Raw genomic sequence first — 18338 nt, 5'->3', positions numbered from 1 at the left:
ACGCCCTGACGGCTTGGTCAGGAAACCTTGTTGCACAGTGTTTCAGTACGACAGGCGCATTGCGCTACTCAACGTAGCCAAGCGGTGCAAGCAGGTTAGAATGCCGGCCTGATTTGCGGAGCACAGCCATGCGCATAGTCGCCGACGAAAACATTCCCCTGCTTGATGAGTTCTTCGCCGGTTTTGGCGAGATTCGCCGCTTGCCCGGCCGCAGCATTGATGCGGCTGCTGTAGCTGATGCGGATCTTTTGCTGGTTCGTTCAGTAACTCAGGTTGATCGCGCGCTGCTAGACGGCTCGGCAGTCAAGTTTGTCGGCACCTGCACCATCGGCACTGATCACCTGGACCTCGACTATTTCCAACAGGCCGGTATCACTTGGGCTAGCGCGCCGGGCTGCAATGCTCGTGGTGTGGTCGACTATGTGCTGGGCAGCCTGCTGGTATTGGCTGAGCAGCAGGGTGTTGATCTGGCTACGCGCACCTATGGGGTGGTTGGTGCGGGGCAGGTAGGCAGCCGTCTGCTTAAGGTGCTGCGAGGTCTGGGCTGGCGTGTGCTGGTCTGCGATCCGCCGCGTCAGGCCGTTGAGGGCGGCGATTTCGTCAGTCTGCAGCAGGTGCTAGCCGAGTGCGATGTGATCAGCTTGCATACGCCGCTGGAACGTCTGGGTGAGCACCCGACTTATCACCTGTTCGATCACGCACGCTTGGCCGCACTCAAGCCAGGCAGCTGGCTGATCAACGCAAGCCGTGGCGCGGTGGTGGATAACCAGTCATTGCGCGAGTTGCTGCCCCAGCGCAGCGATCTGCAGGTGGTGCTGGATGTCTGGGAAGGCGAGCCACAGGCCGATGTCGAGCTGGCCGCGTTGTGCCGCATCGCCACGCCGCATATTGCCGGCTACAGCCTGGACGGCAAGCTGCGCGGCACGGCGCAGATCTATCAGGCGCTGTGTCAGCACCTTGGCGTTGAGCCTATTACCGAGCTGGCGCAGCTGATGCCCGCGCCATGGCTGAGTGATTTGACTATCGACCCCAGCGCTGATCCGGCCTGGGCCTTGGCTAGTATCTGCCGTGCAGTGTATGACCCACGTCGTGATGATGCGGATTTTCGCCGGAGCCTGCAGGGCGATGCGGTAACCCGGCGTGCGGCTTTTGACTGGCTGCGCAAACACTACCCGATGCGTCGGGAAATCGACGGGTTGACGGTGGGCGTGAACTGTAGTGCGCCGGCGTTGGCCAGCCTGGTGCAGGCGTTGGGTGCGAGGTTGAATCAGCTGTAGCGAAGGGCAGCGAATGCTGCCCTGGCGGGAAACTTATTTACGCTTGGTGGTTTGCTGTTGAGCTTTTTCCAACGCGTTGCAGGCCTTCTGGATCATCTCTTCGGTGATCGGGATTTCGCGGCCCTGGGCGTCGATGACAAAGCCGCCAATCGGCATTGTCGTGGTTTTTTGCGAATTCTGTTGTTGGCTGTGCATGGCTTGTCTCCTCATCGGTTAGCGCGATTTTATGAGTGTTAGATGAAGGCGCTATGACAACTGCGACGGCAGAAAACCGCCGCAAGACACAGGGCAAGTTAGCCATTGCAGGCACTGTGCCAGGGCCGGCAGGTATTGAGCAGGCAGGTATTGAATTAGAGGGTTTTATGGGGCTTTTCCATATTGGCTTGATCATCAACCCCTTGGCCGGGCTAGGCGGCCCTGCGGGGTTCAAGGGCAGTGACGGCATGGCCGAGCAGGCCTTGGCTTTGGGCGTTGAGGCCAAGTCGGCGCTGCGTACGCAAACTACCCTTGAGGTGCTGTTGCCGCTGCGTGAGCGCCTGGAATTCGTCACCTTTCCCGGCGCGATGGGCGCTGACCTGCTGAGCGAGATGGGTTTTGCCCACCGTGTGGTCGGTGAGCTACCGGCTGGTCCGAGCAGCGCCGCCGATACCCGGCAAGCTGTTGAGCTGCTGCAGGGTGCTGGCGTGGCGCTGATTCTGTTCGCCGGTGGCGATGGTACGGCGCGGGATATCTGCGCCGCCGTACGTGAAGGCCTGCCGGTATTGGGGATTCCGGCCGGGGTGAAGATTCAGTCCGGGGTCTACGCCATCAGCCCGCGCGCTGCCGGCGAATTGACTGCGAGGCTTATCGAAGGCGGCTTGGTGCGCCTGAGCAGCGGTGAAGTGCGCGATATTGATGAAAGCGCCCTGCGTGAGGGGCGCGTAACCGCACGCTGGTACGGCGAACTGACGGTGCCGCAGGAAGGCGGCTATGTGCAGCAGGTCAAACAGGGCGGCGTGGAGTCCGAAGAGCTGGTGCTAAATGATCTGGCCGACTGGCTGCAGGACAGCTGGGAAGCCGACGTGCGTTATGTCTTCGGCCCGGGTTCGACCCTACATGGTCTGGCGCAGAACCTCGGTATGCAGACCACCTTGCTCGGCGTCGATGTGGTCGAAAACGGCCAGCTGCTGGCCTGCGATGTAACCGAGGCTCAGCTGTTCGAGCTGATTGACGGTCATCCAGCGCGTCTGTTGGTCACCGCCATTGGCGGGCAGGGCCATATTATCGGTCGCGGCAACCAGCAGATCAGCCCACGGGTGTTGCGCGCGATTGGCCTGGATAACCTGCGGGTAGTCGCCACCAAACGTAAGCTCGGTACGCTTGAAGGCCGCCCGCTGCTGGTCGACAGCGGTGATGTTGCGCTGGATGATGCCTTTCCCGATGCCGTGCGTGTGTGGGCCGGTTATAAGGAAGAACTGCTGTATCCCCTGAGTCGATAGGAGGTCGCGATGCGGATCGTGGGTGCGTTGCTGATTGGGCTACTGACCTTTGCTGCGCAGGCCATCGAGGCGGACAAACTGGTGCTGGCTGCACGGCAGCAGGTCGGGGTGACGCTCACTTATGACCCGGCCTATCGCCGCCTTGGTTACCCCAATGGCGATGTACCGTTAAATACCGGCGTGTGCACCGATGTGGTGATCCGCGCCCTGCGCGCACAGGGGCTCGACTTGCAGCAGGCCTTGCATCAGGACATGCGCGCGAACTTTCGCCTATATCCCAAAAACTGGGGGCTAAGCCGGCCCGACAGCAATATCGACCACCGCCGTGTGCCAAACTTAATGACCTGGTTCAAACGTCAGGGCTGGGCGCTGCCGCTTGGCCAGGATGCCGAGCGCTATCGGCCTGGTGATATCGTCACCTGGGATCTCGGCGGCGGCCTGACCCATATCGGCATTATCAGCGACCGCCAGGCCGGCAGCGGCGTGCCCCTGGTGCTGCACAATATCGGCCGCGGCACCCAGGAAGAAGACATCCTCTTTCGCTTCAAGATTACTGGCCAATACCGTATTCCCGAGGCCTGAGGGCTGCACAAAGGAGTTGCGCATGTCTCCACCTTTTATCCAGCCTGGCGAGCGCGTGGTGCTGTTCGACGGGGTGTGCAAGCTGTGCAACGGCTGGGCGAAGTTTCTGATTCGCCATGACGTTGAGCAGCGCTTTCGTTTGGCCTCGGTGCAGTCGGCCGAGGGCCAGGCGCTACTGGCTTGGGGCGGTTTGCCCACCGAGCGTTTCGATACCATGGCCTTGATCGAAAATGACCAGATGCTGCTGCGGTCGGACGCGGTGCTGCGCATCGTCGACCAACTGCCTAAGCCATGGCGCTTGCTGGCCTGGCTGCGGCTGATTCCGCGGCCCATACGTGACTGGTGCTATGACCGTATTGCGCTAAATCGCTACCGGCTATTTGGCCGCTACGACAGTTGCCTCATACCAAACGCCGATCATGCCCGGCGCTTTTTGCATGACTGATCCGCGTTTACGGCAGATCGCCTGGCTAGCGCGTATCGCCCTGGCCCTGGTGTTTATCTGGCACGGCGTGGTGCCGAAGATTCTCTGGTTAAGCCCGGATGAGCTGGTGATGATCCAAGTCCACAACCTGCCGGTTCCCGAATGGGTGGCGCGCATCGCTGGTCTGGCGGAAATCATCTTGGGTTTATTGCTGTTGTGGCGGCGTCAGCGCTGGCCCTTGTTGCTGGCCGGCCTGCTGTTGATTGGGCTGCTGCTTGATGTGGCGCTATTCAGTCCCCATCTACTGCTGCAGGCGTTCAATCCGCTGAGCACCAACCTCGCCGCCCTGGCGCTGTGTTGGCTGGCTTGGCGGGCGGAAACGCCGCAATCGCTTCCTCATTAACGGGCGTCAGCGCCCCAGCGAGCTTTCATGCTTTCGATCCTGTCTTCCCGTCAGCGCAATGCCTTGCGCATGGCCTGGCGCTTTATTGCGCCGTATCGCGGTCGCGTGTTTGGGGCCTTGCTGGCGCTGATGTTTACCGCCGCCATCACCCTGTCGATGGGGCAGGGCATCAAACTGTTGGTTGATCAGGGCCTGGCGACTCAATCGCCGGCGGCCTTGCAGCAGTCGATTGGGCTGTTCTTCGTGCTGGTACTGGCGCTGGCCATCGGTACTTTTACCCGGTTCTACCTGGTGTCGTGGATTGGCGAGCGCTTTGTCGCCGATATCCGCAAGCGCGTATTCAACCACCTGATTGAACTGCATCCGGGCTTTTATGAGAGCAACCGCAGCTCGGAGATTCAGTCACGCCTGACCGCCGATACCACGCTGCTGCAATCGGTCATCGGCTCGTCGCTGTCGATGGCGCTGCGCAACCTGATCATGCTGGTCGGCGGCAGTGTGCTACTGGTGGTGACCAACGCCAAGCTCAGCGGCATCGTGTTGATGGCGCTGCCACTGGTGGTCGCGCCGATTCTGATATTCGGCCGCCGTGTACGTGCGTTGTCGCGGCAGAGCCAGGACCGGGTGGCGGATGTTGGTAGCTACGTTGGTGAGGTGCTGGGGCAGATCAAGACCGTACAAGCCTACAACCACCAGAATGAGGACAAACGCCGTTTCGGCCTGTCCGCTGAGGCCGCCTTCGACACCGCGCGTCAGCGGATTGCCCAGCGTGCCTGGCTGATTACTGTGGTGATCGTGCTGGTGCTCGGCGCGGTGGGGGTGATGCTTTGGGTCGGTGGCATGGATGTGATCGCTGGGCGGATTTCCGGCGGTGAGCTTGCGGCTTTTGTGTTCTACAGCCTGATTGTCGGCTCGGCCTTCGGCACGTTGAGCGAAGTAATCGGTGAGCTGCAACGCGCTGCCGGTGCCGCCGAGCGCATCGCTGAACTGTTGCAGGCACGCAATGAAATCACCCCGCCGGCATCTGATGTGCTGCACCTGCCGCAGCCCGTGCAGGGCCGTATCCAACTGCAAGGGCTGCGCTTCGCCTACCCGTCGCGCCCCGGCAGTTTCGCCGTGGACGGTATCGATCTGCAGGTTGCAGCGGGGGAAACCCTGGCCCTGGTCGGGCCGTCCGGTGCGGGTAAATCGACGCTGTTTGATCTGCTGCTGCGCTTTTTCGACCCGCAGCAGGGCCGCATCCTGATTGATGGTGTGCCGATCCAGCAGCTCGACCCTCGCGAACTGCGCAGTAGCTTTGCCCTGGTGTCGCAGAACCCGGCGCTGTTCTTCGGCTCGGTGGAGGACAATATCCGTTACGGCAAAACCACTGCCAGCCTGGCTGAGGTCGAAGCGGCGGCCAAAGCGGCGCATGCCCACGAATTTATTATGAAGCTGCCGGATGGCTACCAGACTCACCTGGGCGATGCCGGTTTAGGGCTTTCCGGCGGGCAGCGTCAGCGTTTGGCGATTGCTCGGGCATTGTTGGTGGATGCGCCGATTCTGCTGCTCGACGAGGCGACCAGTGCGCTGGACGCCGAGAGCGAGCACTTGATTCAGCAAGCCTTGCCGCCGCTGATGGAAGGGCGTACCACCCTGGTGATCGCCCATCGCCTGGCGACGGTCAAAAGCGCCGACCGCATCGCTGTTATCGAGCACGGCAAGCTGGCGGCGATTGGCACGCACAGCGAGCTGGTCAGCAACAGCCCGCTGTATGCCCGTTTAGCCGAGTTGCAGTTCAGTAACGAGGCGGAGGCCGCTGTTTAAAGCGGCTTGGCTTTGGGGCGTATGGTCGCCGCTGCACCGGCCGAGGCGAGGATGATGGCGCTGATCGCCAGCCATTGACTGAGGGTCAGGCGCTCGCTGAGGAATAGCAGGCCAGAAAGCGCGGCAATCGCCGGCTCCATGCTCATCAGGATGCTGAAAGTGCGCGCGGGCAGGCGGGTAAGAGCGACCATTTCCAGGCTGTAGGGCAGGGCTGAGGACAGCACGGCGACGCAGAGGGCGACGGGCAGCAGGTCCAGTGAAAAAAGGCCGCTGCCGGCTTGCCACAGGCCAATCGGGAACACCAGCAAGGCCGCGACGATGGTGCCGAGTGCCACGGTCTGCTTGCCGTGCTCAGCGCCGGCTTTTTGCCCGAAAACGATATACAGCGCCCAGCACAGCCCGGCCGCCAGGGCCAGGCCCATGCCGACCGGGTCCAGCGGTACATCGCTTTGCCCGGTTGGCAACAGCAGCCACAGGCCGAAAACCGCCAGAGCAATCCAGACGAAATCCACCAAACGGCGTGACGACAACAGCGCCAGGCCCAGCGGGCCAGTGAACTCCAGTGCGACAGCGATACCCAGGGGGATGGTTTTCAGCGAGAGGTAGAACAGCAGGTTCATACCGCCCAACGACAGCCCGTAAGCCAGCAGGGAACGGCTGGACTTCAGTGTCAGCTTGGCTTGCCAGGGCCGCATCAAAATGCACAGGATCAGCGCGCCAAGGCTTAGGCGCAGGGCCGTCGTGCCGCTTGCACCAATCTCCGGAAATAGCCCCTTGGCCAGGGACGCGCCGCTCTGGATCGAGGTCATGGCGATCAGCAGCAATATGATCGGCAGGATCACCAGGGAGAATTGCGTTGAGCGCGGCATGGCTGTTCCTTTGGGTTATCTATCCAGTAATAAAAAAACCGGCCACTGGGGCCGGCTTTTATGCACCACGGCTAAGGCTTAGCGGTATTCACACAGGTAGGCAGTATCTGCTGCCACCTTGAGCTGAAACTTGCTGTCGGCCGGTACGGTGAACTTGCTGCCGCTGGTGAAGGTTTCCCAGTTGTCGCTGCCGGGCAGTTTCACGGTCAGGGCGCCGGCGACCACGTGCATGATTTCCAGCTGATTGGTGCCGAATTCATACTCGCCTGCAGCCATCACGCCAATGGTAGCCGGGCCTTCAGCCATGCCGAAGGCGATGGATTTGACGGTGCCGTCGAAGTATTCATTGACCTTGAACATCTGCAGTTCCTCGATAGGGGATTAAAAAGGCTGGCCGCCAGTAGCGACAGGCCATAGAAAAAGGCCCGCCAGTATGCCCAAGCGTTTTTTCTTCGTCATCTGCTTTGCGCAGGCAAAACCAGTGGCAGCAGTCGGGCGGTATTGCGCGCATCGGTCAGGGCGCGGTGTTGCTGGCCCTGGAACTGCAGGCCGGCGAGATTCAGCGCCATTTTCAAGCCAATCGGGCTGGGCAGCTGGCGGGCTTCGGCGAAGCGCTTTTTCAGGTTGATGTGCGGGATCTGGCTCAGGTAACTCTCCAGCCCATGGGCGCGCCATTCCTGTTCAAACTGGCGGCGGTCGTAGTCGCCCCAGCTGGCCCAGCCCGCCAGTTGCGCTTGATGGGTCAGCAGCCAGCGTTCGAATTGTGCCCATACCGCACTCAGCGGCGCGGCGGCATCAACATGGACCTGGTTGATCTGGGTGAGCTGACGGCAGAAGTGGGTCAGGTGTGGGCGTCGGGTAGGTCGCACAAACCGTTGGAAACTCTCGATTTCATGGCCGCCCGCGTTGACCAGGCTGGCGCCTATTTCGATGATTTCCATGTCTGTAATCGGCCAACCGCCTTCTTCGGTGGTGGCTTCTAGGTCGATGACCAGCCAGTGCTGCATGAGCCCTCCTTAGCGTGCAGTCAGTATGGAAGCAGTTTCAGCGTCGGGTAAAGCCTGTTGCTCGGTGCATCCATACAGTTTTGCCACATGGCTGTACTGGCGTTGATTGCAGGTGGCGGGCATGCTTGCAGCCAGGTTCGTACCCGCTGTATGGCGCAGGTATGCAGTTAATCAGAAGCGTGCGGTAAAGGACGCTCGACGGTAGAGGTGGATATGGCAAAGTTGGCGTTTATCGGGCTGGGCGTAATGGGTTACCCGATGGCTGGGCATCTGGCGGGTGCCGGGCATCAAGTGTGTGTGTACAACCGCACTGCCGCCAAGGCTGAGCAATGGGCCGCCGAATACCCCGGCAGCCACGCGCCAACCCCGCGTGAAGCGGCCGCGGGTGCCGAGTTTGTGATGGTCTGCGTGGGCAATGATGATGATCTGCGCAGTGTTGTGCTGGGCGAGCAGGGCGCCTTTGTCGGCATGCAGGCTGGTGCGGTGCTGATCGATCACACCACCGCCTCGGCGCAGGTTGCACGTGAATTGGCCGAGCAGGCCGCTGCCCGCCAACTGGGTTTTCTCGATGCGCCGGTCTCCGGCGGTCAGGCTGGGGCGCAGAACGGCGCGTTGACCATCATGGTCGGCGGTGAGGCGGCGACCTACGCCAAAGCTGAGCCAATCATTCAGGCCTATGCACGCATGGCCCGCTTGATGGGCGAAGCCGGCAGCGGCCAGTTGACTAAGATGGTCAACCAGATTTGCATCGCCGGGCTGGTGCAGGGCTTGTCCGAGGCGCTGCATTTCGCGGAGTGTGCCGGACTCGATACGCATGGCGCGATGGAGGTGATCAGCAAGGGCGCTGCACAATCCTGGCAGCTGGAAAATCGCCACAAAACCATGCTGGCCGGCGAGTTCGAGCATGGTTTTGCCGTGGACTGGATGCGCAAGGACCTGGCAATTTTGCTGGCCGAGGCGCGCAGCAATGGCGCGCAGCTGCCGGTCACCGCGCTGGTCGATCAGTTCTATGCCGATGTGCAGGGCATGGGCGGCGGCCGCTGGGACACGTCCAGTCTGTTGGCCCGCCTGAACAAGCGCTAACTGGCAGCTGAGTACGGCCGTCTATACTGGGTTCAAAGCCAGTATGGATTCGGCACTGTTCTCACTTTTCAGGCATGCGGGCACTGTTCATGGATGATCAATTTGCATTCAGCGACGACCTTCCCAGCACCACCAGCCAGCCCGTATGGCGCGTACTGGCAGTTGATGATGACGCCGACTTCCAGCGCGCCACCGCTTTTGCCCTGAGCGAGCTGGAGCTGCTGGGCGGGCGTATTGAACTGATCCAGGCGTTCAGCTGCCGTGAAGCCTCGATGCTGCTGGCCAAGCACCATGACATCGCCCTGGTGTTGCTCGATGTGGTGATGGAGACCGAAGACGCCGGCTTGCGCCTGATCAAGGCGCTGCGTGAGGTGATCGGCAATCGCGAAACCCGCGTGGTGATGCTCACTGGTGAGCCAGGCCTGGCGCCGGCTCATGAAGTGATGCGTGATTACGACATCAACGATTATTGGACCAAGAGTGAACTCAGCGCCGAGCGTTTGCTGACGGTGCTCACCGCAGCGGTGCGCGGTTATGCGCAGCTCAGGGCTGTAGCTAGCGCGCGGCGTGGCTTGCAGATGATTGTCGAGTCGAGCAATGCACTGTTTTGTTCGAAGAGTACCCGCGAGCTGTCGGCCAAGATTCTGTCGGAAATCACCTCACTGCTTGACCTGCAGACCGAGGGCATTGTCTGCGTGCGCGCCGATGAGGGTGACGCCACTACCGAGCCGAATGCGCGGATTGTCAGCGCCAGCGGGCGCTTCTTCGACAGCATCGACGCCAATCTCGACGTGCTGCAGCCGCAGGTCGCGGCGGCGGTGCGCCAATGCCTGCGGGCGCAGCAGACTCTGCGTCTGAGCGATTGCACGGTCTTGTTCTTTCCGCGCTTTCAGGCCGGTTCTGACTACGCCTGCTATATCGACAGTGCAAGGGCTCTGGATGACACCGAGTTGGAGCTGCTCAAGGTGTTCAGTGTCAGTATCAGCCGTGGCCTTTACAACGTTGCGCTGTTCAGCCGCCTGGAAGAAATGGCCTATCAGGACGACTTGCTGAAGATCCCCAATCGCAATGCGCTGATTCGCATGCTGGACATGACGCTGAAGTCGGAGGCCAAGGATCAGCGCGTGCTGGTGCTTATCGATATCGATAATTTTTCTGGTGCCAACACCGCCTTTGGCACCGGTTATGGCGATTTTATTCTCGGCCTGGTGGCGAAGAAACTGCGCGACGCCTTCACCCATGAGGTGCTGATTGCCCGAGTGCGTGATGACCTGTTTGCCATCCTCGGCCCGCAAACCCAGGTTAATGCCGCAGACGTGGTGGCATTGTTTCGCCGGCATAAACGCCCTTATGAGTTGGGCCAGGTGCACAGCCTGAGCAGCGTGACCATGCACCTAGCTGACTTTACCGGCAGCGCCAGTGTGGCCCTGCAGGATGCGCTGTTGACCCTGAAACAGGCCAAGCGCTTGGGGCATGACCAGCACGGCGTCTACGACCCTCGGCTGCAAGGTGCGCATGCAGAGTCCTATCGCATGTTGCTGGCCTTGCGTGATGCGGTGGACGCCGGCCAAATCAGTGTTGAATTGCAGCCGCAAATTGACCTTGAAACGCTCCGCGTCACGGGTGTGGAAGCTTTGGCGCGCTGGCGTAAAACTGATGGCAAAATGGTTCCGCCTTTGAGCTTTATTCCTCTGGCTGAAGCCACGGGCTACATCTTGCCGTTGGGCGATTTACTGATGCGTCTCGCGCTGCAGGCGGCAAAACAGCTCGCTGATGCGGGGTACCCGCACATCCGCGTTGCGGTTAACGTCTCGGCACCGCAACTGTTGCAGCATGACTTCATTGAGCAGTTTAAGTCGCACTTGCAGGTGGCCGGGGTGCTGCCTGAGCAGATTGAAGTGGAAATTACCGAATCGGTGGCCATGCGCACCTTCGACACCGTCTGTGAAAAGCTTCGTGCGCTGCGGGCCATGGGCGTGGAGGTGGCAATCGATGACTTTGGCACTGGTTTCTCATCGCTCAGCTACCTGCGTTTGTTGCCTGCCGATCGCTTGAAAATCGACCGCAGTTTTGTTCTGGAAATCGGTGAGGTCAGCGACCAGCAGATGATCGCCGAAGCGGTGATCCAGATTGCCGCGCGGGTTGGCATGCGGGTCATTGCCGAAGGCGTCGAAACCCAACAGCAGGCCGACTGGATTCTCAAGCATGGCTGCCGGCAGGCGCAGGGCTATCTGTTTGCCAAGCCGATGACCTGCGCTGATTTACTCAATTGGTTGAGTGACTGGCCGGAGTGCACGGCCTGATGCAGCAATCCAGGCGCGCCAGGCTGTTGTCGCAGCCGGTCAGGCGCAACCTATTGCTGCTATTTGTGCCGTGGACGCTGCTGATTCTGCTGCTGATGGCACTGCTTTACGAGCGCTTGCTGGATGCGCGACTTGAACCGTTGTTGCGCGATCAGCAGGTCAGTCTGAACGAGGGCGTTGGCGTGCTCAATCGGCACCTGGCGACCTTGCGCGGCAATCTGCAATTTCTCATCCAACAGCCACTACTGGCTGAGGTGCTGCGGAACCCAAGTGCAGATAACCGGCACGCCCTGAGTCAACTGTTTGTCGAGTTCGCCCGCAGCAGCATGGTTTATGACCAGATTCGCTGGCTGGATGAGCGTGGTGCAGAGCAGGTGCGGGTTGATTGGCGCAATGGCGAGCCGCTGACAAGTGATCAGGCGCAATTGCACAACCAGGCGCAGCACTATTACTTCGTCGAGACCATGAACCTGCCTCAGGGCGCGTTCTACCTCTCACGTTTTGACCTGAACGCTGATATGGGCAGCGTCGAACAACCACTCAAGCCCACTCTGCGGGGTGCCGAGCCGATTTTCGATGGTGAGGGCAAGCGCCGCGGCATCCTGATCCTCAATTACCTTGGGCAAGTGCTGCTGCAGCGTCTGGCCGAGGTGTCCAAGAGTTACGGTAACAACCTGACTCTGGTCGACCACGAAGGCTACTGGATGCTCGCCGCTGATGAGCAGGATGCCTGGGGTTTTGCTCTGGGCAAGCCTGAGGCAACGCTGGCCAGCCGCTTTCCGGATAGCTGGCGGCGGATGCAGGCTGCCCACGATGGTGTGTTTAGCGACAGTGGTGGTTACTGGGCCTTTAATAAGTTCGATCCCTACCAGGGCAGTGGCCAGGACGCGGCAACAGGTGAGTACTGGTTACTGGTTTCGCACCTGCCTCTGGAGCAAATTCAGGGCCTGCGCGGGCAAGTATTCTGGCAGGTATTGCTGTTTGTCTGCGTGATGCTCTCTCTTGGGCTACTGGTGGTGTTGCGCCTCGGCTTGGCGGAGTTCGAGCGTGATCAGGTGCGCCAGGCGCTGGAGGTCAGTAGTCAGGCACTGTTGCAGCGTAATGCGGAGCTGCGTGACACGGTTGATCAGCTGCAGCGCACGCGCGGCGCCTTGCTTCAGGCGGAAAAGCTCTCTTCGTTGGGCACCTTGGTCGCGGGGGTGGCGCATGAGCTGAATACGCCGATTGGTGCCGCCAGCATGGCTGCCTCAACTCTGGATAAGGGTAATCAGAGTCTGCAAAAGAGCCTCGGTGAAGGGTTGCAGCGTTCGGCGCTGGAGCGCTTTGTACAGCGCAATGATGAAGGCCTGGCGATCATCCTCAATAGTTTGATGCGCATGGCGCAGCTAACCCGGGCCTTCAAGCAACTGGCCAGTGACCGTGCGAGTACCGAGCGACGTTGCTTTGATCTGGTCGAGTTGGTCGGTGAGGTCATGCTGCTGTTTACTCCCAAGCTTAAGCAGTCAAACCATCGGGTAAAGCTGGAGCTACCGCCGAGCCTGATGCTCGACAGCTATCCGGGGCCTCTGGGCCAGATCCTGCAGAACCTGATCGACAATGCGCTCATCCATGCTTTCGATTCGGGCACGAACGGCGTGGTTACGGTCAGGGTTGAGCATGATGAGATGCGCTGCGAATGCGTGATTGAAATCAGCGATAACGGCGACGGCATAAGCGAGGAGGTGCTGGGGAAGATCTTCGACCCGTTCTTTACCACCCGGCGCGGACGCGGAGGCACCGGGCTTGGCTTGCATATCACCCACCAGCTGGCTGTGGATATTCTCGGCGCTGATCTACAGGTACGCAGCGCGCCAGGGCAGGGCACGCAGTTTCGTCTGCGTTTACCACTCGCCTGAATCTATGGATGAACGGCTGCCAAGCCGTCTGCACCCACGTAGAATCGCCGGCCTATGCCCTGTGCTGTGATGTTGAGGTCTTCCTGTCATGAATTGCCGTGCCGGCTGCGGCGCCTGCTGCATCGCTCCTTCGATCAGTTCCCCTATCCCAGGTATGCCTGATGGCAAGCCGGCGGGTGTGCGCTGCGTGCAGCTGGATGCGAACAACTACTGCCTGATTTTTGGCCGGCCTGAGCGACCTGCGGTGTGTTCTGCATTTCATGCTGCCGAGTATGTATGCGGCAGCAATACGGCAGAGGCGCTGCAGTTGATTGGCTGGCTGGAGCAAAGCACGGCCGTTGCAGTCTGATACTGTGGCGCAACGTTATTGGGCTGCTGGAGGCGTGATGGTGCGGTTTAAAGGGCTGCTCTTGGGTATTGCCGCGTTGCTGGCGGTGAGCGGGGCGCAGGCGGCGCAATGGCGTCTGGTTAAGGATGAAGCGGGTATTCAGGTCTATTTGCAGCAGATCCCAGGCTCAAGTTTTCAGGCGTTTCGCGGTGTCACTCGTATACGAGTGGATATGCCACGCTTGTTGGCCCTGCAGGATGACGTCAGCGCGGCCTGCGCTTGGATTCATGCGTGCAGCGAGCAGAAACTGCTCAAGCATGAGGGGGATCTGAGCTGGGCCTACAGCCGCTTCCACACGCCTTGGCCAGTGCAACCGCGTGATTCCATCCTGCAGGTGACTACCACGCGTGATACCGATGGCCGAGTGACCCGCACTCTGCATGGGGTTGCCGATTATTTGCCGCTGCAGCAAGGCTTTGTGAGGGTGAGCAAGGTGGAGGGCTTCTGGAGCCTTACGCCGCGCGAGGGCGAAATCGAGGTGATCTACGAAGTTCATTCCGAGCCGGGTGGCAGCGTACCGGCCTGGTTGGCCAACAGCTTTGTCGTGGATGCGCCGTTCAATACTTTGCAGGGGCTGCGTCAGTTGGCTGAACAGCCATAAAGCTGGCTTATTCAGCGCAATAAAAAAGGCTGCCCGAGGGCAGCCTTTTGTGCGGCGAGAACTGAATTACTTCTTCAGATCGCGCTGCGGGTAGCCGGTGTACAGCTGGCGCGGACGGCCAATCTTGTAAGGGCTGGAGAGCATTTCTTTCCAGTGCGAGATCCAGCCGACGGTCCGCGCCAGGGCGAAGATCACGGTGAACATGCTGGTCGGAATACCGATAGCTTTGAGGATGATGCCCGAGTAGAAGTCGACGTTCGGGTACAGGTTGCGCTCTTTGAAGTACGGGTCGGTCAGGGCGATTTCTTCCAGACGCATCGCCAGTTCCAGCTGTGGATCGTTCTTGATACCCAGCTCTTTCAGTACTTCGTCGCAGGTCTGCTTCATCACGGTGGCGCGCGGATCGCGGTTTTTGTAAACGCGATGACCGAAGCCCATGAGTTTGAACGGATCGTTCTTGTCCTTGGCCTTGGCGATGAATTTGTCGATGTTGGAAACATCGCCAATCTCATCCAGCATGCTCAGCACTGCCTCGTTGGCACCGCCGTGCGCCGGGCCCCAGAGGGCGGCGATACCGGCTGCGATACAGGCGAACGGGTTGGCGCCTGAGGAACCGGCCAGACGTACGGTGGAGGTAGAGGCGTTCTGCTCATGGTCGGCGTGCAGGATAAAGATCTTATCCATGGCCTTGGCCAGCACCGGGCTGATCGGTTTGATCTCGCACGGGGTGTTGAACATCATATGCAGGAAGTTTTCCGCGTAGTTCAGGTCATTACGCGGATACATCATCGGCTGACCCATGGAGTACTTGTAGGTCATGGCGGCGATGGTTGGCATCTTGGCGATCAGGCGCATGGCCGATACTTCGCGGTGATGCGGGTTATTGATGTCCAGCGAGTCATGGTAGAAGGCCGAGAGGGCGCCGACTACACCGCACATGATGGCCATCGGGTGAGCGTCACGGCGGAAGCCGTTGAAGAAGGTCTTCAATTGCTCGTGAACCATGGTGTGGTTCTTGATGGTGCTGACGAACTTGGCTTTTTCTTCTGCGCTCGGCAGTTCGCCGTTCAGCAGCAGGTAGCAGGTTTCCAGGTAATCGGATTGCTCTGCCAGCTGTTCGATGGGGTAGCCGCGATGCAGCAGAATGCCCTGGTCGCCGTCGATATAGGTGATCTTCGACTCGCACGAGGCGGTGGACATAAAGCCAGGATCAAATGTGAAACGGCCCGTGGCGGTTAAGCCCCGCACGTCAATTACATCGGGACCAACGGTGCCGGTTAAAATGGGCAGCTCGACGGGGGCTGCGCCCTCGATGATCAACTGCGCTTTTTTGTCAGCCATGTGTGGCCTCCTAGTTATGCTTGAAATCATCTGACTGCCCCCCACGCAGGGCCCGCACCACTATAGTGAGATAAATTCGAATGTCAATTTGCGAAAACCCAGGCGGCAGAAGGGTTTGCGGGTGGTTTTCGGGCTTTTAAAGTGGTTCTTTACGCCATTTATAAAAGGTACGCAATGCGCTTTTAGGTAGGGGGCTTTGCGTTGTCATTAGTAACCTAACTGTCTATACTCTGCGCCCAGCTACCAAGGGCTTTAGCCTGTCTTTTGGTAGTTGTCACTCCTTGGGTGATGGGTACCTGACCAGTGCACCTCCCGACAACTTTGCCCTGATAGTTAGGGGCTCTCAGTGTGATAAAAAGCCGTGAATAGCCAAAGACCTGTAAACCTCGACCTTAGGACGATCAAACTTCCTATCACTGGCGTTACGTCATTCCTTCACCGTGTTTCTGGAATCATTCTGTTTTTCGGCATTGCTGTGCTGCTGTACGGGCTCGACAAATCGCTGGCATCTGCAGAAGGTTTTGCTGAGGTGAAAGAGTGCTTGACCAGCCCGCTGGCCAAGTTTGTGATTTGGGGTCTGTTGTCCGCTCTGCTGTACCACCTGGTGGCCGGTGTACGCCACTTGATCATGGACATGGGCATCGGTGAGACGCTGGAAGGCGGCAAGCTGGGTTCGAAAATCGTTCTCGTCGTCTCGACGATCGTGATCGTGCTGCTGGGGGTGTGGATATGGTAACCAACGTCACGAATTTCTCGCGTTCGGGTCTTTATGACTGGATGGCGCAGCGTGTGTCTGCTGTCGTCCTCGCGGCTTATGTGCTGTTTTTGCTTGGCTTTGTTGTGTGTAACCCGGGTCTGGGTTATGCCGAATGGCAGGCGCTGTTCTCCAATAACGCAATGCGTATCTTCAGTCTGTTGACTCTGGTGGCGCTTAGCGTTCACGCCTGGGTTGGCATGTGGACAATTTCCACCGACTACCTGACGCCGATGGCCCTGGGTAAGTGGGCTACTGTCGTGCGTTTTCTGTTCCAGGCCGCGTGTGGCGTTGCCATGTTCGCGTTCTTCGTCTGGGGCGTGCAGATTTTTTGGGGTAACTGATCCATGACAAGCATTCGCACTCTTTCTTATGACGCCATCATTGTTGGTGGCGGCGGCGCGGGTATGCGCGCTGCACTGCAGTTGGCTCAGGGTGGTCACAAAACTGCAGTCGTGACCAAGGTCTTCCCGACCCGCTCGCACACTGTTTCCGCTCAGGGTGGTATCACCTGTGCCATCGCTTCGGCCGACCCGAACGATGATTGGCGCTGGCACATGTACGACACCGTCAAGGGCTCCGACTATATCGGTGACCAGGACGCTATCGAGTACATGTGTTCCGTGGGTCCGGAAGCCGTATTTGAACTGGAACACATGGGGCTGCCGTTCTCCCGTACCGAGCAGGGTCGCATCTATCAGCGTCCGTTCGGCGGTCAGTCCAAAGGCCCGAATAACCCGACTCAGGCTGCGCGCACCTGTGCTGCTGCTGACCGTACCGGTCACGCCCTGCTGCATACCCTGTACCAGGCCAACCTGAAAGCTGGCACCTCGTTCCTCAACGAGTGGTACGCGGTCGATCTGGTGAAGAACCAGGACGGCGCCGTAGTTGGCACCATCGCCATCTGCATCGAAACCGGCGAAACCGTTTATATCCGTTCCAAAGCCACAGTATTGGCTACCGGTGGTGCTGGTCGCATTTATGCCTCCACCACCAATGCCCTGATCAATACGGGTGACGGTGTTGGTATGGCTTTGCGTGCTGGCGTTCCGGTGCAGGACATCGAAATGTGGCAGTTCCACCCAACCGGTATCGCAGGTGCCGGTACGCTGGTAACCGAAGGCTGCCGTGGTGAAGGTGGTTACCTGATCAACAAGCACGGCGAGCGTTTCATGGAGCGTTATGCTCCGAACGCCAAAGACCTGGCTGGCCGCGACGTTGTTGCACGCTCGATGGTTAAAGAAATCATCGCCGGCAACGGTTGTGGTCCAGAAGGCGATCACGTGATGCTCAAACTCGATCACCTAGGTGAGGAGGTGCTTCATAGCCGTCTTCCGGGTATCTGCGAGCTGTCGAAGACCTTCGCACACGTTGATCCGGTTGTTGCACCTATCCCGGTTGTGCCGACTTGCCACTATATGATGGGCGGCGTACCGACCAACATCCATGGTCAGGCCATCACCCAGGATGCCAACGGTAACGACAAGATCATCGACGGTCTGTTCGCTGTGGGCGAAGTGGCTTGCGTATCGGTTCATGGCGCAAACCGCCTTGGCGGCAACTCGTTGCTTGACCTCGTGGTGTTCGGCCGTGCCGCCGGTATCCACCTGGAAAAAGCGCTTAAAGAAGGCGTAGATGCGCGTGGCGCGTCCGAGACGGACATTGAGCTGTCGCTCAAGCGTTTGGCTGGCGTCAACGAGCGCACCACAGGTGAAGACGTAGCACCGCTGCGTAAAGAACTGCAGAACTGCATGCAAAACTACTTCGGTGTGTTCCGCACCGGCGAATACATGCAAAAAGGCATCAAACAACTGACCGACCTGCGTGAGCGCATCGCGAACGTCAAGATCGCGGATAAGAGTCAGGCATTTAATACTGCGCGTATCGAGGCGCTGGAACTGCAAAACCTTCTCGAAGTTGCTGAGGCTACTGCGATCGCTGCGGAGGCCCGTAAAGAGTCCCGTGGGGCTCACGCTCGCGAAGACTTTGAAGAGCGTGATGACGAAAACTGGTTGTGCCACTCCCTCTATCTTCCAGAGGATAAGCGCGTCAGTAAGCGTGCCGTCAATTTCGCGCCGAAGACAGTACCGGCGTTTGAACCCAAGGTCCGGACTTATTAAGGGTGAC

The 18338-nt window shown here is 59.5% G+C and carries 19 protein-coding genes; 14 read left to right on the top strand and 5 right to left on the bottom strand.

Annotation, left to right across the window (positions count from 1 at the left end; all coding sequences use genetic code 11):
• The first annotated feature begins 128 nt into the window (after positions 1–128).
• Complete coding sequence (pdxB, locus tag HCI85_RS11245; protein WP_167144772.1) at positions 129–1277, top strand: 4-phosphoerythronate dehydrogenase PdxB; 1149 nt, start codon at positions 129–131, stop codon at positions 1275–1277.
• 33 nt (positions 1278–1310) lie between these two features.
• Here the strand turns inward: pdxB and HCI85_RS11240 are convergent, their stop codons facing one another.
• A complete protein-coding gene (locus HCI85_RS11240) occupies positions 1311–1487 on the bottom strand; it encodes a PA1571 family protein (RefSeq protein ID WP_342636231.1) in 177 nt (58 codons plus the stop codon).
• A gap of 152 nt (positions 1488–1639) precedes the next feature.
• On the opposite strand from HCI85_RS11240, the gene HCI85_RS11235 reads away from it, so the two are divergent.
• The 5 genes from HCI85_RS11235 to HCI85_RS11215 are packed head-to-tail and all read left to right on the top strand — an operon-like array spanning position 1640 to position 5970.
• A complete protein-coding gene (locus tag HCI85_RS11235) occupies positions 1640–2755 on the top strand; it encodes an ATP-NAD kinase family protein (protein WP_167144771.1) in 1116 nt (371 codons plus the stop codon).
• Positions 2756–2764: 9 nt separating this feature from the next.
• Positions 2765–3337, top strand: coding sequence for a DUF1287 domain-containing protein (locus HCI85_RS11230; RefSeq protein ID WP_167144770.1), 573 nt, complete (start codon positions 2765–2767; stop codon positions 3335–3337).
• Between the two features lie 22 nt (positions 3338–3359).
• A complete protein-coding gene (locus tag HCI85_RS11225) occupies positions 3360–3782 on the top strand; it encodes a thiol-disulfide oxidoreductase DCC family protein (protein ID WP_167144769.1) in 423 nt (140 codons plus the stop codon).
• Complete coding sequence (locus tag HCI85_RS11220) at positions 3775–4164, top strand: DoxX-like family protein (RefSeq protein ID WP_167144768.1); 390 nt, start codon at positions 3775–3777, stop codon at positions 4162–4164. The genes HCI85_RS11225 and HCI85_RS11220 overlap by 8 nt, the downstream gene beginning before the upstream one ends.
• A gap of 27 nt (positions 4165–4191) precedes the next feature.
• Positions 4192–5970, top strand: coding sequence for an ABC transporter transmembrane domain-containing protein (locus HCI85_RS11215; protein ID WP_167144767.1), 1779 nt, complete (start codon positions 4192–4194; stop codon positions 5968–5970).
• Here the strand turns inward: HCI85_RS11215 and rhtA are convergent.
• The 3 genes from rhtA to HCI85_RS11200 form a co-directional block, all read right to left on the bottom strand.
• The gene (gene rhtA, locus HCI85_RS11210; RefSeq protein ID WP_160087268.1) at positions 5967–6839 is read right to left on the bottom strand and encodes a threonine/homoserine exporter RhtA; all 873 of its coding nucleotides are present in this window, start codon (positions 6837–6839) and stop codon (positions 5967–5969) included. The genes HCI85_RS11215 and rhtA overlap by 4 nt on opposite strands.
• Before the next feature lie 78 nt (positions 6840–6917).
• A complete protein-coding gene (gene ppnP / locus HCI85_RS11205) occupies positions 6918–7199 on the bottom strand; it encodes a pyrimidine/purine nucleoside phosphorylase (RefSeq protein ID WP_090253248.1) in 282 nt (93 codons plus the stop codon).
• Between the two features lie 95 nt (positions 7200–7294).
• The gene (locus HCI85_RS11200; protein WP_167144766.1) at positions 7295–7846 is read right to left on the bottom strand and encodes an exonuclease domain-containing protein; all 552 of its coding nucleotides are present in this window, start codon (positions 7844–7846) and stop codon (positions 7295–7297) included.
• Between the two features lie 207 nt (positions 7847–8053).
• Here HCI85_RS11200 and HCI85_RS11195 point away from each other — a divergent pair, with 207 nt between their 5' ends.
• The 5 genes from HCI85_RS11195 to HCI85_RS11175 all read left to right on the top strand — a co-directional run bounded on the left by HCI85_RS11195 (position 8054) and on the right by HCI85_RS11175 (position 14116).
• Positions 8054–8929 (top strand): NAD(P)-dependent oxidoreductase, encoded by an 876-nt coding sequence (locus HCI85_RS11195; protein WP_275113196.1) that lies wholly within the window; start codon positions 8054–8056, stop codon positions 8927–8929.
• Between the two features lie 89 nt (positions 8930–9018).
• On the top strand, positions 9019–11232 hold the full coding sequence (locus HCI85_RS11190; protein WP_167144764.1) for a GGDEF/EAL domain-containing response regulator: 2214 nt from the start codon (positions 9019–9021) through the stop codon (positions 11230–11232).
• Entirely contained in the window at positions 11232–13127 is a 1896-nt protein-coding gene (locus HCI85_RS11185) for a sensor histidine kinase (RefSeq protein ID WP_167144763.1), read from the top strand. The genes HCI85_RS11190 and HCI85_RS11185 overlap by 1 nt, the downstream gene beginning before the upstream one ends.
• Before the next feature lie 88 nt (positions 13128–13215).
• Positions 13216–13476 carry a YkgJ family cysteine cluster protein gene (locus HCI85_RS11180; protein ID WP_167144762.1) on the top strand — a complete coding sequence of 87 codons (261 nt, stop codon included), beginning with the start codon at positions 13216–13218 and terminating at the stop codon, positions 13474–13476.
• Between the two features lie 37 nt (positions 13477–13513).
• Entirely contained in the window at positions 13514–14116 is a 603-nt protein-coding gene (locus tag HCI85_RS11175) for an START domain-containing protein (RefSeq protein ID WP_167144761.1), read from the top strand.
• A gap of 66 nt (positions 14117–14182) precedes the next feature.
• Here HCI85_RS11175 and gltA read toward each other — a convergent pair whose 3' ends face one another.
• A complete protein-coding gene (gene gltA, locus HCI85_RS11170) occupies positions 14183–15457 on the bottom strand; it encodes a citrate synthase (protein WP_160087256.1) in 1275 nt (424 codons plus the stop codon).
• A gap of 361 nt (positions 15458–15818) precedes the next feature.
• On the opposite strand from gltA, the gene sdhC reads away from it, so the two are divergent.
• From sdhC to sdhA, 3 genes are read left to right on the top strand one after another with little or no spacing between them, the layout of a single operon-like run.
• Entirely contained in the window at positions 15819–16193 is a 375-nt protein-coding gene (gene sdhC, locus HCI85_RS11165; protein WP_160087254.1) for a succinate dehydrogenase, cytochrome b556 subunit, read from the top strand.
• Positions 16187–16555: a succinate dehydrogenase, hydrophobic membrane anchor protein gene (gene sdhD / locus HCI85_RS11160; RefSeq protein WP_160087252.1), complete on the top strand. Its 369-nt coding sequence runs from the start codon at positions 16187–16189 to the stop codon at positions 16553–16555. Before sdhC ends, sdhD begins: the two co-directional genes overlap by 7 nt.
• A gap of 3 nt (positions 16556–16558) precedes the next feature.
• Positions 16559–18331 carry a succinate dehydrogenase flavoprotein subunit gene (gene sdhA / locus HCI85_RS11155; protein ID WP_167144760.1) on the top strand — a complete coding sequence of 591 codons (1773 nt, stop codon included), beginning with the start codon at positions 16559–16561 and terminating at the stop codon, positions 18329–18331.
• Positions 18332–18338 lie beyond the last annotated feature (7 nt).

Origin of the sequence: Pseudomonas sp. OTU750018 (assembly GCF_011636575.1) — a bacterium.
In the GTDB taxonomy this organism is placed as follows: Bacteria; Pseudomonadota; Gammaproteobacteria; order Pseudomonadales; family Pseudomonadaceae; genus Aquipseudomonas; species Aquipseudomonas peli.
Note: the sequence above shows the minus strand (reverse complement) of the source record. Positions and strands in the feature narration are given on the sequence as shown.

Excerpts from the sequence above, each read along its gene's own strand:
- HCI85_RS11200 (WP_167144766.1), bottom strand. The coding sequence starts at position 7,846 with ATGCAGCACTGGCTGGTCATCGACCTAGAAGCCACCACCGAAGAAGGC.
- gltA (WP_160087256.1), bottom strand. The coding sequence starts at position 15,457 with ATGGCTGACAAAAAAGCGCAGTTGATCATCGAGGGCGCAGCCCCCGTC.
- HCI85_RS11175 (WP_167144761.1), top strand. The coding sequence starts at position 13,514 with ATGGTGCGGTTTAAAGGGCTGCTCTTGGGTATTGCCGCGTTGCTGGCG.
- HCI85_RS11185 (WP_167144763.1), top strand. The coding sequence starts at position 11,232 with ATGCAGCAATCCAGGCGCGCCAGGCTGTTGTCGCAGCCGGTCAGGCGC.
- pdxB (WP_167144772.1), top strand. The coding sequence starts at position 129 with ATGCGCATAGTCGCCGACGAAAACATTCCCCTGCTTGATGAGTTCTTC.
- ppnP (WP_090253248.1), bottom strand. The coding sequence starts at position 7,199 with ATGTTCAAGGTCAATGAATACTTCGACGGCACCGTCAAATCCATCGCC.
- HCI85_RS11225 (WP_167144769.1), top strand. The coding sequence starts at position 3,360 with ATGTCTCCACCTTTTATCCAGCCTGGCGAGCGCGTGGTGCTGTTCGAC.
- HCI85_RS11230 (WP_167144770.1), top strand. The coding sequence starts at position 2,765 with ATGCGGATCGTGGGTGCGTTGCTGATTGGGCTACTGACCTTTGCTGCG.
- HCI85_RS11190 (WP_167144764.1), top strand. The coding sequence starts at position 9,019 with ATGGATGATCAATTTGCATTCAGCGACGACCTTCCCAGCACCACCAGC.
- HCI85_RS11235 (WP_167144771.1), top strand. The coding sequence starts at position 1,640 with ATGGGGCTTTTCCATATTGGCTTGATCATCAACCCCTTGGCCGGGCTA.
- HCI85_RS11220 (WP_167144768.1), top strand. The coding sequence starts at position 3,775 with ATGACTGATCCGCGTTTACGGCAGATCGCCTGGCTAGCGCGTATCGCC.
- HCI85_RS11240 (WP_342636231.1), bottom strand. The coding sequence starts at position 1,487 with ATGAGGAGACAAGCCATGCACAGCCAACAACAGAATTCGCAAAAAACC.
- HCI85_RS11215 (WP_167144767.1), top strand. The coding sequence starts at position 4,192 with ATGCTTTCGATCCTGTCTTCCCGTCAGCGCAATGCCTTGCGCATGGCC.
- HCI85_RS11180 (WP_167144762.1), top strand. The coding sequence starts at position 13,216 with ATGAATTGCCGTGCCGGCTGCGGCGCCTGCTGCATCGCTCCTTCGATC.
- sdhA (WP_167144760.1), top strand. The coding sequence starts at position 16,559 with ATGACAAGCATTCGCACTCTTTCTTATGACGCCATCATTGTTGGTGGC.
- rhtA (WP_160087268.1), bottom strand. The coding sequence starts at position 6,839 with ATGCCGCGCTCAACGCAATTCTCCCTGGTGATCCTGCCGATCATATTG.
- sdhD (WP_160087252.1), top strand. The coding sequence starts at position 16,187 with ATGGTAACCAACGTCACGAATTTCTCGCGTTCGGGTCTTTATGACTGG.